This is a genomic window from Paenibacillus xylanexedens (assembly GCF_007680605.1).
GTDB lineage: Bacteria > Bacillota > Bacilli > Paenibacillales > Paenibacillaceae > Paenibacillus > Paenibacillus xylanexedens_B.
Genome location: NZ_VEIO01000002.1, coordinates 646,225 through 661,354 on the forward strand (window position 1 = coordinate 646,225; position 15,130 = coordinate 661,354).

A 15,130-nucleotide genomic window follows, 5' to 3' on the forward strand; every position below is an offset into this window, starting at 1 on the left:
AAGTTCCAAACCATGTTGTGAGAGAAAGAGGGTGTAGAGGGCGGTGCAGGGCAAGCAAGCATTAACGAATTATACCGTATATACACTTAGCTCAAGACAACGCTTTGTCTGTATGCTGGTCAGCGGATGTTTATTTTTCGGAGTTGGCTTGTTATTTTATCATCACTGGTTGGCAGGCACGATACTGGCTGCGGGTTGTATATGGGTACCCAGGTTTTGGACAAAGGTGCTACTGGAACGCAGAAGGATGACACTTAGTCTGCATTTCAAGCAAGCACTGTATGCACTATCCTCGGCCCTGGCCGCCGGGAAGTCAGTAGAAAACGGTTTTAAGGAATCCGTTGAAGACCTGCGGATGTTGAACCCTGAGGCTGATACCGATTTGATTCGAGAGTTCACTATATTGCGGACACGCATGGAATACGGTCAGCCGATTGAAGAGGCGTTGCAGGATTTTTCGGAACGGGCACAGATTGAAGATATTACGAATTTCGCAGACGTGTTTATTACTTGTAAACGAACGGGCGGTGATCTGGTTGAAGTGGTTCGCCGTACCTCCGCAGTAATTGGAGAAAAGCTGGATATTCAGCAGGACATTATGGTTGCTGTGGCACAGAAAAGATTTGAATCCAAAGTGATGTTTGCGGCTCCCTTCATTTTTCTTTTATTTCTCAACCTGACCGCCAAAGATTTTATGGAACCACTATACAGCGGGCTTGGATATCTCATTTCTACAGGTGCACTTGCTGTGCTGGTCTGCTGTTATCTATGGATTCATCGCATTATGGATATCAAAGTGTGAGGAGATGAAAAGATGTGGTTTCCCCTCATGATTGGAGGAGTACTCAGTGCGGGCTGGATTGTGCTTGATCGAACCCGGGGAAAAACTTACAAACATTTACGAAAGCTGCATATGGAAGGTTTGCGTTTGAAAAAAATGCATGCCCCGTTTCTGTTTATGCTGGACAAGTTCGAGATCGGCCGCAAACTACCTGTACTTATGTTCCGGATGCAACACGCGATCCAGAAGATGTATGGCATACAGCATAGTGGTGAGAAAACGCTACTCTACTGTGCTGAAATGCTGACGTACTCATGGCTAGTGATGCTGGCAGGATGTTTACTATCCCTCGTGAGGGAAATAGGCACGGGAGGATTAGCCGGTGGGTTTATTCTTGCAATCGCTTTGCCGTTTGCGATGTATAAGGATCTTTACACCAAGGTGAAGCGAAGAGATCAAGATATCCTTATAGAGCTGCCTGAACTGCTTAATCGAATTGTGCTCTTGGTTGGAGCGGGGGAAACAGTGCAACGTGCAATCAATCATAGTGTGAATAGCCAGGGCGAACGGAATCATCCTTTGTACAACGAATTGCGTAGAGCAACAGGAGACTGGAATAACGGGTACTCGTTCCAGCAATCTTTAGAGCAGTTCAGCCGCCGATGCGGTGTGCAGGAAGTGACGATTTTTACAACGACAGTTTTACTGAATTTCCGGCGTGGAGGAGGTGACTTTGTATTGGCTCTGCGGGATCTGTCACATGTATTGTGGGAGAAACGCAAGGCGGTTAGCCGGGCCAAGGGAGAGCAGGCCTCTTCAAAATTAGTGTTTCCGATGGTGCTGATCTTTTTTACAATCGTGGTCATGATCGGTGCGCCAGCTTTTATGATGATGAATATGTAGGAGGAATTGGGATGAAGAACAAGGTAGCGGCATTTTGGAAAGAAGAAGAGGGTTTGGGTACGCTGGAACTGATTCTAATCATTGGTGTAATCATCATTATAGCGTTAATTTTCAAAGACCAAATTAAAAAGTTGGTAACAAGACTGCTGGTTAATGTCAGTAGCAAAAGTGATGAGTTTTTTGAATAGACGTTTCAGAAAGGAAGAAGGGAGCTTCACTGTCGAAGCCTCCCTGGTCTTCCCGATCATATTATTTATCCTTGTGTTGTTGCTTTTCTTCACGATGTATATGTACCAAAAAACGTTTTTGAACCAGCATGCTTATGCGGCTTCTGAACGAGCTGCCTACAGTTGGGATAACAGTCACAGACAGGCGCTGACAGGCGAATATGCTACTGGGGAATATGATAACTTGTACTGGCGGTTAAGCGATGATCGGCTTTTAGGAGCATTGTTTGGTTGGGCGGGAGCGGACAATGAGGTTAGCGTTTCTATACCTGGATCTGAAGGCGCTAGTCTTTCGGAAACAAAACTAGCACAAGCATCCAGCCATATGCCTTCAGCCATGAAGGGCAAAATCACATATCAAAATGCATTGATCCAGCGGAAGGTAACCACTGAGCTTGAGCAGGTTATAGCGTTGCCTCTGCCCTCATTTTTGTTTGATTCCGGCAATCTTGTGCTTACGAAGGGCTCCTCTGCTGTTGTAGAACCGGTTGAATTCATCCGAACGGTGGATTTGATCCGTTATTACGGTGCCAAGTTTAAAGGGAAAGGTGGAAAGGAAGCGACATCAGCTGTGGAAGCAGGGCAAGTTATACAGCATTTTGGAAAAAACGAAAAATGAGGAAAGGGGGAGGGAGGCACTGTTTAGAAAAAGAGATGGTGAATCAGGAGCTGTAACGTTATTTCTGATCTTGATTCTGGCAGGAGTATATATGTTTGTGGCAATTTTTATTGATTATGCGAGAATTGCTGCTTTTAAAGTGCAGACGGAGCGGATGGCACATGCTGCAATGAGATCAGTTATGTCAGCTTATGATACATCACTTCGGGAGTATGGTTTGTTTGCATATGGTGACAGTAGCGGAGATGCCATTATGGCCAAAGTGCTGAATGATAGTGTGAAACCTTCTTCCGTAAAGGATGGTTTCCCGATTCTGGATATTCAATGGGATACCACATCACTCGGTATGGAACGTGAACTGGGCAGGTATGATATTTTTAATCGTCAAATTCAGGAAGAGATGAAGTATAGAGCCCCGGTTGATTTTGCCATTGAAGTAATTAATCGATTCAAACCGATGTCAGAGGAGATGAAGGAAGCAGCACATACCGTGGACCTGTTGAAAAAATTACAAAATCTTTATGACAAACGTGAGAAATTGCTGGATGAAGCGATCGGGAATCAGATTGAATCTGCCGAGAAGGTAATGAAACTTCCAGACTTGATCATGAAACCGCCAGCGCAGGCCATCTATGAAGAAATGCTTGAGGCAGCACCAGAGACAGCTGCAGAAGCGGCGTCACGTTATGCCGATTACTTAAGCAAGAAGCAAGCAGACGAAGGACTGCCTTTAATTGAACAGCTGTACATATTGGACTTGGGGCGTTACCGGACAGGTGTAAATCAGATTGTGACAGGAATCAGCATGTTGATGCAACCAGCGCTAGAGGCGCATAAGACCAAACTATTGGAAGCACAGGACAAGATCGAAGAGGCGCGTGAGATTAATGAAGAAATGAAACGAGTGATTGCGGAAGGGGAAAGTCGTTCCGAGAATGCCAGTTATGATAACGTGGGTAGCTCTACACTCCCTGGAACGAGTCCGACTTCTGCGGGGTCCGGCAATGAAGCCAAAAGCGCACGTTCGCTCGCTTCGGAGCTTGTCAGGGAAGATGCTCTGTTTGATCGGATAAAATCTCGTGTGATTTCGCAAAATGAAGACTTCTCTGGCGTGCGAAAAGATAGCATGGAACTCAATACCCAGCTTCGGAGCGTGACGGGTATGAGTGGTGTTCCAATTAAACCTGCGGTCAGGCAGGCAAGTCAGACTACGGAACGTTATATGAATTCTTTTGGGAGAACAGGCCCTTCCAATCTTATCACACAGAGCCAACAGGAACTTGAAAGCGGCCGTGGATCGGATGCCCAGCGTAAAGAGAATGACAAACAATCCAAAGGGAAATTGAAGGAAATGAAACGGTTATTCAGCCGGATAGAAAACGGAAGTTCCGGTTCCTTGCAGACATTCAAACAGCTGGAACAATTTTATAAGGCTAACATAGCGTTTAACCAAAAAAGCTCTGAGCAATCGGAAAAGGCAGAGATTGCGAGTGATCCGTATGATTCCGGTGGAAATGCCATGAAGGGAATGGATCGCCTGTTTGGAGGGATGTCAGGACTACTGGGACAACTTGGCGATGAGCTGTTTCAAAATGAATACGCGCTTGCTTACTTTGAATCCATGGACTTTGGTCAATTGTTCTCCTGGACGGAAGGCAGTGGAGATGTTAATGACGTGTTCAAACTGGAGAATCAGGAGCTGGAGTATATCCTATACGGTTTTCATAACCCTTCAGGTAACATCGCATCTGCATATGCCGAGGTCTTCGGAATGCGTCTGGCGATTCGTACAGCTGAAGGGCTAAGTGAGAATAGTAAGCTTGGGAATCCGCTTCTTGTGTTATCTGCCGCGATCCTGTATGGGATCACGCATGCAATAGAAGATATGGTGAAGCTGGCGAAGGACGGTAATGTTGAATTATGCAAATACATCAAGGTGAAGCTGACATACAGGGATCACCTTAGATTGTTCCTGCTTATGCATAGCAATAATGATCGCAAAATGTCCCGAATGTTAGCCTTGATCCGATTGAATACGGGAGCTAACCCGGATGAGAAACAGACTTATGCTTCCGGACGGATGCGCAGTAGCATCAAGCTATGGTTTTTGCCTGGAATTGTGCGAAGTATAGGCGCTGTAACGGGCAGTGAGGATCAAGTACAGGATGGACGTTTTTTCATTGAACGGAAGGCGGATTATTCCTATTGAACAGGTGAAAACATGTTGATGGAGGCATGATGGAAAAAAGGGTTCAGGTTCAGGATGAAAGGAAATGTGTGCAGATGCAGCATCGGATCATGCGGATAAGCAGATTGGAACGCTTGAAGTCACTGAGAAAACAGGTGCTTGAAGCGAAGAAAGAACAGGGCACTATGGTGCTGGAGGCTTCGCTGGTTCTACCCATTTTTCTATTCTTTATTCTATTTCTTATCTTCATTGTTCAGATGACACTGATTTCCACCGCATTGCAGAGTACAGCGGGGGAAACGGTAAAACAGTTATCAACGAAGGTCTATCCAGTATCGCTTGCCTTCGCGCCTTCAGATTCAGCTGGAGGTGAGGGCTTGGAGGAGGGTTGGAAATGGCCCCAGCTCTCCCTGACAGAATGGGCAGACGGTTACGCTTCTTCCTTGCCTTCACCCTTAAATGATTGGGTGCGGGATGCAGCGAAACGTGGTGAAGAGCCACTGCAAAGAATCAAAACGTCGGTAACGGAAGCCATACTTGACCCGGTTGTGAAGCCGTTGTTGCAACCTTTTGTTGAAACCACACTGCTAGATATGGAACGTATTCATGTTAACGGAGTATCCGTTCCTAACTTGAAGAATAAGACGAATCCGTATTTCAGATTAGAGCTGAGTTATGAGTTGCCTGTGAAGGTTCCTTTTCTCGGCAAGTCTTTACGAATTCAGGTTGCTGCAGCAGAGCGGATATGGATTGGTGACACAGGAGAAGGAAGCGGTAACGGAAGCGGGGAAGAAAATAGCACTGGGTCAGCAACTGTTTTATCGAAGCCAGATCCAGCATTCATAGGCAACCATGCAACGATAAAGGCTCAGGTCGAGCCAGGCGCATCGGCTAATCTCACGATTTTTTACAAGTCTGGTGAGAGTTCTGCGAAGCATATTGGCTGGGCTACAGCGGACGAGAATGGAATCATAGAATGGACATGGTTTGTAGGCACTCGAACAACGGAAGGGACTTGGAGTTTTGTTGTAGAGACTGCGGAGGGTATGCAGACGGAAACTTCATTTACGGTAGCATCCAGAAAGTAAGGAGCGATGATATAGATGGGATGGTTTTATGTGATCTGTTGTATATATCTTCTGGTGGCGTTTGTAACCGATATACGGTCTATGAAAATTCCGAATCGGCTGACTCTACCAGTAACGGCAATGGGAGTGCTTGCTCATCTTGCATGGGGAGGCTGGGGAGGTATGTGGTTCTCTTTAGCTGGATTTGCTGTTGGTTTTGGTATGTTGTTTTTAATGTACGTCATCGGTGCAGTCGGCGCAGGAGATGTGAAGTTGTTTGGGGGTATAGGAGCCTGGACGGGGTTTACATTTGGTATACACGTGATCATATATTCCATTCTGTACGCTGGATTAATCGGCTTAGTTATCCTTTTATTTCGCAAAGATGCGTCGCAGCGAATACGTACAATGATGTTTAATATTTTCAGTTTCTTTAAACTGGGCTCTCTTAAACTCGTAAGTCACGAAAAAACGCTGAAGTTCCCGTTTATGCTCGCTGTACTTCCCGGTTTCGTTAGCTCATGGATTTATATGTTTGGGTAGTTGCTCTGCTCTGGAATAACAGCGATTGAAAGCCTACCCTGTCATCGGAGTATCCGTGTGGATGACTGTTAGTTAGTTATTTTATTAACAATGGCAATGGAAAGTGAGGAGCGGTATGTATGGATTAACGAGGGATTTTGTACGTAACGGCGGGACATTTATGGTTTTGGAAAAAGCGGACGGGCTACGAATGGAGGAACTCAGCAGGATACAGATCGGTATGTTAACCTCAAATCGAATTCCTCGTCTGCTACCTTTATTCACTCGGGAGATTGATCAGAATGTAACGTTACAGTATGACATCTCAGGGTATAAGATGTTGTCCCAGATGTTAAAATCGAGCCAAATCAGCTTGCCAGTGTTGTATAATCTTTTGTTTCAGTTGGCTGAAGCTCTTATGGAGTGCAGGCACTACATGTTGGAACCACAAAATTTGTGGATTCAGGAAGACTATGTATTTATTCAGGGGGCAATGGAGCAAGGGGAAATTGGTTTAGTTTACGTACCCATGATGAATGCCCATGCCCGGCAGGAGAAGCAAACGCCGCAGTTATTCCGTGACTTGGTAATCAAGCTTATGGCTCATGTTCAGGAATTAGAAGGAGAGGGCATACAACGAGTATTACAGTTATGTGATGTTGAGCGGTGGGACATTCGGCAATTACGTGAACTTTTATTAGAATTGTGTACTGGTAAACCAGCAAGACCGATATCCAGTCAGCTACCTGAAAAGAAAAGCGAGGCCAGCTTTAATTACAATAAACCTGATACAGAACAATCAGATCTTCATCAGCGTGGGCACCAGCAAACCATCCAACCGGATACAGACATTAAAAAAGTAGACCCCTATTCGAAATCTTTGTTACACGGGCCAACAGCTGGCCAACCCTCGACGAGGAATACAAACTACTTTGATTGGAATCAGACCTCAACTCAGCTTGAGTCCTCTTCATCATTTGTTTCCGCAGATCAGAAAAATGTGGAGATGGAAGAGCAGAATTCAGTCAATGGCTCTTCGCGTACAACATACATCTGGCTAGGTTGCTTAGTTTCCATGGCATTGGTATGGAGATTCATCTACATGCAACAGCCAAGTCAGAATGCAATGATTTTGTCTACGGCGCTGAGCATTGGCCTCATCGCAGTGGCGAGTTGGATGTGGAAAAGAATGGGTGATTCCGCTCGTAAATCCGGCGTTCATATCCCTTTCTCTTTATCAGTGATAGGCAGGAAGAAGGACAAGGGGGCTAAAGTAGAAGAGGAAATGTTTCAGGAGAGCTGGCGCTGGAATACCATGGATAAGCCCAAAGAAGATAAGGGGAAATCCATTGAATCTTTGCCTGAGGTTGCTGAAGATCATACCTCTTTCCGTCTTCGCGATATGAGCATATCCCCTTTGAACCTAACGTCTGGAGAAAGGCTCAATCCACCATATACTGAGAAACAGGAAAGAGAATGGGGGAGCACTTCCAGACTCCGTATTGCGGACTCAACCGTTGAGGCAACAGTTAATCTGCAGCCATTGGACGAATTATCAAACGAAGACAGAAACACTAAACAACCATTATATTACTTGGAACGAACTTTAAATAAAGGTGAAGGGAGCAGACGTGTTGATGTGAAGGGCGCATCGTTTGTCATTGGAAGAGCAGCGGATATGGTTCAATATGTAGATAACTCGACAGGTGTATCCCGTGCACATGTGGAATTGAGTCGGAGCAAGTCCGGCTATGCTCTCAAGGATTTAGGCTCCGTCAATGGAACGATGCTTCAAGGAAATCTGCTGGCTCCTTACAAAGAATACCCACTGACGGATGGGGATACGTTCATCCTGGCCGAATCGGTCTACGTTTATCGAGTGTCAGGATGAACTGTACGGTCCCAGTGTAATTTGTTTTAATCGGATAACCCGCGATGCTTCAGGTCCTCAAGAGCCTGGGTCAATGTGGGGAAGGTAAACTTAAAACCGTGATCCAAGGATTTTTGCGGAATGACCCGTTGTCCTTGAAGCAGGACGACGGATAGTTCACCAACCAGTGTTTTGATCAAGAAGCCAGGGACAGGGAACCAGTGAGGACGATGATAGACTTTGCCTACTGTACGGCCGAATTCATCATTGGTTACCGGGTTGGGCGAAGAAGCATTAACTGGACCCGAAATTTCTTTGTTATGAATAGTAAAGTCAATCAAACGAACGATATCCATAATATGAATCCAACTGGTCCACTGCTTGCCGCTGCCGATCTTGCCGCCAAATCCGAGCATATAGGGCAGCTTCATCAATGGGAATGCACCTTTTTTATGACCCAAAACGAGGCTGACCCGGATTTTGACCAGTCTTACATCCTTGATGGCATCGGCAGCAACTTCCCATTGTTCCGAGACGCGAGAAGGGAAATTCATCGATCTTTGCGGGCTACTCTCATCAAAGGTTTCATCGGGAGAGGTTCCGTAGATCGCCATGGCTGAAGCCTGAACAACAACTTCCGGCTTTTGTTCTAGCGATTCCACTAATTTAGCAACCCGGGCAACCGTTGTAACTCTGGATTCTACTATTTCCAGTTTAGCTTTCGTTGTCCAACGCTGGTTCAATGTTTCACCTGCTAGATTCACCAGAGCATCAAAACCTTCCAGTTCCTGCGGCATTTCTTCGAGCTGGTCCCAAGATATATATGTAAGGTTTTTACTCGGATTATGCATGTCAGGCAGCTTGCGAGTGATTACTTTCAAATGATGTCCGGCCTGTAACCAGTAATCTACAAGTGCGCCTCCTACAAATCCGGTTCCTCCACAAATGGCAATTTTCATATTGAACATCCTCTCTTATGGGTCAAAAAGCCCCGCAAGGTAAGTTAAATGAGTAAAAAGGGCTTACCGAGCGGAGCTAACATGTGTTTAATTTAACCAAATTGGTGCCATATCTAACGATGCTGGTCTGCTTTATTTTCCAATCGGTTCATAAGCTATAACACATTAAATGATTATTTCATCAAATGGCGATAGGGAGTATAGTCGATTTTATTTTTCTCCAGAAATTTAACCAGAAATTTGTTGTCCCGCTTTGGTGTCGCAATGATATATCCTTTAATGCAATGATCTCTGGACACTTCGGTCGCATGATCTTCCACGGCAATTTTACCAATCTCGGCAGCAATGGAATGTTTGGCAATGTCGCGAAAAGGGCCAGGTACAGGCTCAACTAGCTGATCCAGAAAAGCTTTGGCTTCATCTGTCCATAGGTGGCGGCTTGTCTCCACCCAGTGGTTCTGCCAATCCAGCTTGGACTTTCCGTCAGCCTTCGGCAGCACCTTAAGGAACTTGCGCATCATGAAAAATCCACCGATGCACATGCTGCCAAGCAACAAAAGCGTCCAGAACGCAATCGTATTCATAAACCAGTTGCTGGGAGAATTACTCGTTAAAAGCTGGGCGTACGTATTAAAAATCATTGCGGAATCACCTCGGTTCATTGATTTTCACGGCATGATAATAATGCGTCCCATGTTCCGTAATCAGCTGTCAAAAATAGCCTCTCATCCGAATTATATCGCATTTCTAGATTTATTTCGATAATCGCGTTATGATAAGGGATAATTCAGAAAAAGGGGGATCTATTGATGCTGAAAATCGGCTCCCACGTGTCCTTTTCGGACAAGGGATTATTGAGTGCAACGAAGGAAGCGTCCTCGTACGGTTCCAGTTCGTTTATGATATATACGGGTGCACCGCAGAACACACGCCGTAAGCCTATTGAATCAATGTTTATTGAGGAAGGCAAGCTGGCGATGGAGGCAGGCGGATTCGAGGAGATTGTTGTTCATGCTCCCTATATCATCAATCTGGGATCATACAAGGAGAGCACCTATGGACTGGCTGTGGACTTCCTTCAGGAGGAAATTCGCCGTACTCATGCCATTGGCGTGAAAAACATCGTATTGCACCCTGGTGCATTTACGGATAAGGATGCTCATTACGGTATCGAACGTATTGCGCAGGGCTTGAATGAAGTGCTTGACGGTATTCAGGAAACCGATGTGAATATTGCTCTGGAGACGATGGCTGGTAAAGGAACCGAGATGGGCCGTAGCTTCGAGGAAATTGCACAGATTATTGAGAAAGTGAAACATAACGAACGTCTGACGGTGTGTATGGATACATGCCACATTCACGATGCGGGTTATGACATTGTCAATGATCTGGATGGTGTATTGGACCAATTTGACCGAACGGTTGGACTTGACCGAATTGCTGTAATGCACATTAACGATAGTAAAAATGCTGCCGGTGCACGCAAAGACCGTCATACACCGATTGGATCGGGCTGGATTGGTTTTGAAGCGATCAACCGCATTGTAAACCATGAAAAGCTGAATAATCGTCCATTCATTCTGGAAACGCCGTGGATTGGTAAAGATGCCAAAACCCAGCGGCCGATGTATGAAATTGAAATTGCATTATTGCGAGGAGATGTGGAAGGCCGCTTCGGTCAGGAGTTTCTGAGTGAAGTCGAGCAAATGCAACACTTCTTCAAGGGTAAAGAGCTGGATTCCCGTGCATATGTACTTGACGTGTGGACACTGCTCAAAAACGATGCCAAAGCCAAAAAAGCTGATCCGCGCGAACCGCTGGAACGCTTGTATGACATGGTGACAGAGGCGGCATTGTTCCCGCATTTGAATGAAGAACAAATCAATCACCGCTTGATTGCTTGGCTTGCAGGTTAATCCCTGCAAGTCTTGCCTGATAGTTCATATATGTCTTGTCTAATTGAAGGAGGAAGATTAACCCGATGGAGATTCACGCCAAACAAATACGACCTGAAGATCAAAACCGCGCCAATCGAGCGCGTATGCTTATTTCCTGTCCGGATGGTCCCGGAATTGTAGCAGCGGTATCGCACTTTTTGCATCAACACGGTGCCAACATTGTACAGTCTGACCAGTATACGATGGACCCGTCAGGCGGAATGTTTTTTATGCGGATCGAGTTCGATCTTCAGCAACTGGAGAGCAACTTGGCGAAGCTGGAAGCGGATTTTGCCGATGTGGCAGCACGTTTCGAGATGGAATGGTCTCTTTCAGCGGTGAGCCGCAAAAAAAGGTTGGCTATTTTTGTATCCAAAGAGGATCACTGTCTGGTAGAACTGCTCTGGCAATGGCAGGCTGGCGATCTTGATGCGGATATTGCGCTTGTGGTCAGCAACCATTTAGATATGAAAAACTATGTAGAGTCTTTCGGCATTCCGTATCACCATATTCCGGTTACAGCCGATACGAAAAAAGAAGCAGAACAGCGTCAGCTGGAAGTGATCGGCAACGATGTAGATGTGATCATTCTCGCCCGCTATATGCAGATTATCTCTCCAACGTTTATCGAGCATTACCGTAACCGTATTATCAACATTCATCACTCCTTCTTGCCAGCCTTTGTTGGAGGTAAGCCATACGCTCAAGCCTATAACCGTGGTGTTAAAATCATTGGTGCAACGGCGCACTATGTAACGGAAGAGCTGGATGGCGGCCCTATTATTGAGCAAGACGTTCAGCGTGTAAGCCATGGAGATAATGTGACTGAATTGAAACGCATTGGACGTACCATTGAGCGTGTTGTGCTTGCGCGGGCTGTAAAATGGCATGTGGAAGACCGTGTTCTTGTACACGAAAATAAAACAGTCGTATTTTAAGTTTGGGATCACGCTTTAATACTGTGCAAGGTTGATCCGTAACCTCGCAAGAGAAGAAGACGTAATCACTCAGAGAATGTTGCATTATTAAACCAAGCGGCTCCAGTTCAATGATGAACTGCTTGCCGCTTTTTGGTGTGCAAGTATTTTCCGCACAGACCTAACAAAGTACCAAAGAGAAGATGGCCAACGACCCAATACAAAATGGCACCAGTGTCATTCCAATCGGGCACACGTGAGGATAACGGAGACAAAGGGAGATAGAGTAGAGAAGAGGCGGCACCGAGAAATATTCCTCTGCTGACGGGACGGCCTGAACGTCTGACCCACCAGATGTAGAAAATCCCGATGACAACAGATACAGCCAGGTGTAAAGAAAATTCGATCCATTCGGGCAACCGCGGAGGAAGCCCTGGCACAAAATCAATGTTCAACAACAAGGTATATACCTTTTCACCAGTTATTGTCTGGACAGCTTTCAGAAACAGTCCCAGAAAAACACCTCCGACGATTCCGGTTATGATCCCCGAAAACCAGGGTAATGATGATTTTAATGAATTAGACGGGTGTCGCGTTCGATCTGGCATTTCAAGCCCTCCTTGGGTATGAAGCATACCTACTATCTGAAAATAAACCGTTCACCTCGCTCTCGAATCGAGAGATACAGACTAGAAGATGCAATTTTCACGTTAATCTCTAAAAAGTGTATGGTTTTCGGCTTAAAGGTTATACTTCATCCGATGGATTAGCAAGGTTTAGCGAGAATCAGCCGAATTTTTCCGTAACTTTCTAAAAGAAGGTTATGGAAAAGCTTCACGGCAAGTGATACAATACAAAAGTGAATAAGTCAAAATGAAACATTCAAGCGGATTCACTTATTGTTTATGCGGTTTGCTTGTATGATGAGAGGGACTCGCTTGCGCACCCGACTTATCTAAAGACATGAGGAGGACAAACCATGACTGACAAGAACGAAGCGATTCAAAAGGACGAGAACACCACAATCGACAACCTGTCGATTACAACCGTACGTACTTTGGCGATTGATGCAATTGAGAAGGCAAATTCCGGACACCCGGGTATGCCGATGGGCTCCGCTCCGATGGGGTACCAGCTTTTTGCAAAAACGATGACTCATAACCCGGACCACCCGACTTGGATTAACCGGGACCGCTTTGTGCTGTCCGCAGGACATGGCTCCATGTTGCTGTACAGCTTGCTGCACCTGAGCGGCTACGATCTTCCGATGGAAGAATTGAAACAATTCCGTCAATGGGGAAGCAAAACTCCGGGTCACCCGGAATTCGGACATACAGCTGGTGTTGATGCAACTACCGGACCGCTGGGTCAAGGTATTGCAATGGCAGTTGGTATGGCTATGGCTGAAGCTCAACTGGGCGCGACTTATAACAAAGATCAATTTAACGTTGTTGATCACTACACATATGCAATCTGCGGTGATGGCGACCTGATGGAAGGCGTATCTCATGAATCTGCTTCCCTGGCTGGACGTCTGGGCCTTGGCAAACTGATCATGTTGTTCGATTCCAACGACATTACGCTGGATGGCAAACTTGATCTGTCTTCTTCCGAAAGCATCGCTAAACGCTTCGATGCGTATGGCTGGCAAGTATTGCGTGTTGAAGACGGTAACGATTTGCCTGCAATTGAGAAAGCAATCAAAGAAGGTCAAGCAGACACAGCACGTCCTACATTGATCGAAGTGAAAACCGTTATCGGTTACGGTAGCCCGAACAAACAAGGTAAAGGCGGCCACGGCGGTACTCACGGATCTCCACTGGGTGCAGAAGAAGCTAAACTGACTAAAGAATATTATAAATGGGTGTACGAAGAAAACTTCCACGTACCAGCTGAAGTTCGCGATCACTTTGCTCAAGTAAAAGAAAAAGGTATTGCTGCAAACAAAGCATGGGACGCGCAATTTGCGGAGTACAAAAAAGCATACCCTGAACTGGCTGCTCAGTTCGAAACAGCAATCAACGGCGACCTTCCAGAAGGTTGGGATCGTGATCTGCCGAAATATGCGGCAACAGACAAAGCATTGTCTACGCGTGTAGCTTCCGGTAACGCTCTGAACGGTCTTGCACACAATGTGCCTCATCTGACAGGTGGTTCTGCTGACTTGGAAAGCTCCACAATGACGCACTTGAACAACCTGGCGAACTTCACTCCGGAAGACTATTCCGGCCGTAACATCTACTTCGGTATCCGTGAATTCGGTATGGCTGGTGCGATGAACGGTATGGCACTGCACAGCGGCGTGAAAGTATTCGGCGGTACGTTCTTCGTATTTACCGACTACCTGCGTCCGGCTGTTCGTCTGGCTGCACTGATGAGCCTGCCAGTAACGTATGTTCTGACTCACGACAGTATCGCTGTCGGTGAAGATGGTCCTACGCACGAGCCGATCGAGCAATTGGCTTCCCTGCGTATCATCCCGAACCTGACGGTAATTCGTCCAGCTGACGGTAACGAAACTTCTGCAGCTTGGGCTTACGCGCTGGAGAACAAGAGCAACCCGGTTGCCTTGGTACTGACTCGTCAAAACTTGCCGATCCTCGAAGGTACTGTAGAAGGTGCACGTGAGAACGTTAAACGTGGTGCTTATGTAGTGTCCGATGCTAAAGACGGTAAAGCGGTAGCACAAATTATCGCTACAGGTTCTGAAGTACAGCTCGCTGTTAAAGCTCAAGCTGCACTTGCTGAGCAAGGGATTCAAGTTCGCGTAATCAGCATGCCTAGCTGGGATCTGTTCGAGAAACAAGACAAAGCTTACAAAGAGTCCGTTCTTCTTCCGGATGTTAAAGCTCGTCTGGCGATCGAGATGGCTCATCCAATGGGCTGGGAAAAATATGTTGGAGATCAAGGTGACATTCTTGGAATCAGCACATTCGGTGCTTCCGCGCCTGGCGACCGTGTAATCCAAGAGTATGGTTTTACTGTGGATAACGTAGTTAGCCGAGTAAAAGCATTGCTGTAATTAAAACTTTATATTTCAACAGTCTGTCATGGGCCGAACGTCTTCCGGCGCTTCCGGCTCATGGCAGTTGTTATTTCCGCAGAGTCAAGGCGGCATGGCTGCCCTGACCTGTGTTGCC

General features: G+C 46.2%; 14 protein-coding genes. 11 read left to right on the forward strand and 3 right to left on the reverse strand.

The genetic code is table 11. From position 1 onward, the window contains the following. The first annotated feature begins 43 nt into the window (after positions 1-43). The 8 genes from FS818_RS17695 to FS818_RS17730 all read left to right on the forward strand — a co-directional run bounded on the left by FS818_RS17695 (position 44) and on the right by FS818_RS17730 (position 8,198). Entirely contained in the window at positions 44-802 is a 759-nt protein-coding gene (locus FS818_RS17695) for a type II secretion system F family protein (protein ID WP_145333424.1), read from the forward strand. Positions 803-814: 12 nt separating this feature from the next. Next, a complete protein-coding gene (locus tag FS818_RS17700) occupies positions 815-1,684 on the forward strand; it encodes a type II secretion system F family protein (RefSeq protein ID WP_145333425.1) in 870 nt (289 codons plus the stop codon). 11 nt (positions 1,685-1,695) lie between these two features. Beyond that, the gene (locus tag FS818_RS17705; RefSeq protein ID WP_090918085.1) at positions 1,696-1,872 is read left to right on the forward strand and encodes a Flp1 family type IVb pilin; all 177 of its coding nucleotides are present in this window, start codon (positions 1,696-1,698) and stop codon (positions 1,870-1,872) included. Next, on the forward strand, positions 1,856-2,530 hold the full coding sequence (locus FS818_RS17710) for a TadE/TadG family type IV pilus assembly protein (RefSeq protein ID WP_145333426.1): 675 nt from the start codon (positions 1,856-1,858) through the stop codon (positions 2,528-2,530). The genes FS818_RS17705 and FS818_RS17710 overlap by 17 nt, the downstream gene beginning before the upstream one ends. After that, a complete protein-coding gene (locus tag FS818_RS17715) occupies positions 2,511-4,739 on the forward strand; it encodes a hypothetical protein (RefSeq protein WP_186375530.1) in 2,229 nt (742 codons plus the stop codon). The genes FS818_RS17710 and FS818_RS17715 overlap by 20 nt, the downstream gene beginning before the upstream one ends. Before the next feature lie 26 nt (positions 4,740-4,765). Beyond that, positions 4,766-5,806, forward strand: a complete 1,041-nt coding sequence (locus tag FS818_RS17720; RefSeq protein WP_313960270.1) for a pilus assembly protein — start codon at positions 4,766-4,768, stop codon at positions 5,804-5,806. Between the two features lie 15 nt (positions 5,807-5,821). After that, on the forward strand, positions 5,822-6,328 hold the full coding sequence (locus FS818_RS17725) for an A24 family peptidase (RefSeq protein WP_145333428.1): 507 nt from the start codon (positions 5,822-5,824) through the stop codon (positions 6,326-6,328). Positions 6,329-6,443: 115 nt separating this feature from the next. Next, entirely contained in the window at positions 6,444-8,198 is a 1,755-nt protein-coding gene (locus FS818_RS17730; RefSeq protein ID WP_145333429.1) for a DUF6382 domain-containing protein, read from the forward strand. Positions 8,199-8,224: 26 nt separating this feature from the next. Here the strand turns inward: FS818_RS17730 and FS818_RS17735 are convergent, their stop codons facing one another. After that, the gene (locus FS818_RS17735) at positions 8,225-9,136 is read right to left on the reverse strand and encodes a TIGR01777 family oxidoreductase (RefSeq protein WP_145333430.1); all 912 of its coding nucleotides are present in this window, start codon (positions 9,134-9,136) and stop codon (positions 8,225-8,227) included. Positions 9,137-9,309: 173 nt separating this feature from the next. Beyond that, positions 9,310-9,777 (reverse strand): DUF2621 domain-containing protein, encoded by a 468-nt coding sequence (locus FS818_RS17740; RefSeq protein WP_186331459.1) that lies wholly within the window; start codon positions 9,775-9,777, stop codon positions 9,310-9,312. A gap of 168 nt (positions 9,778-9,945) precedes the next feature. Between FS818_RS17740 and FS818_RS17745 the strand changes: the two genes are divergently transcribed. Further along, positions 9,946-11,052: a deoxyribonuclease IV gene (locus tag FS818_RS17745; protein WP_145333431.1), complete on the forward strand. Its 1,107-nt coding sequence runs from the start codon at positions 9,946-9,948 to the stop codon at positions 11,050-11,052. Between the two features lie 65 nt (positions 11,053-11,117). After that, entirely contained in the window at positions 11,118-12,011 is an 894-nt protein-coding gene (gene purU, locus FS818_RS17750) for a formyltetrahydrofolate deformylase (protein WP_145333432.1), read from the forward strand. A 107-nt stretch (positions 12,012-12,118) separates the two neighbouring features. Here purU and FS818_RS17755 read toward each other — a convergent pair whose 3' ends face one another. Beyond that, entirely contained in the window at positions 12,119-12,598 is a 480-nt protein-coding gene (locus tag FS818_RS17755; protein WP_145333433.1) for a hypothetical protein, read from the reverse strand. Positions 12,599-12,969: 371 nt separating this feature from the next. Here FS818_RS17755 and tkt point away from each other — a divergent pair, with 371 nt between their 5' ends. After that, positions 12,970-15,012 carry a transketolase gene (gene tkt, locus FS818_RS17760; RefSeq protein ID WP_145333434.1) on the forward strand — a complete coding sequence of 681 codons (2,043 nt, stop codon included), beginning with the start codon at positions 12,970-12,972 and terminating at the stop codon, positions 15,010-15,012. The last annotated feature ends 118 nt before the right edge of the window (positions 15,013-15,130 follow it).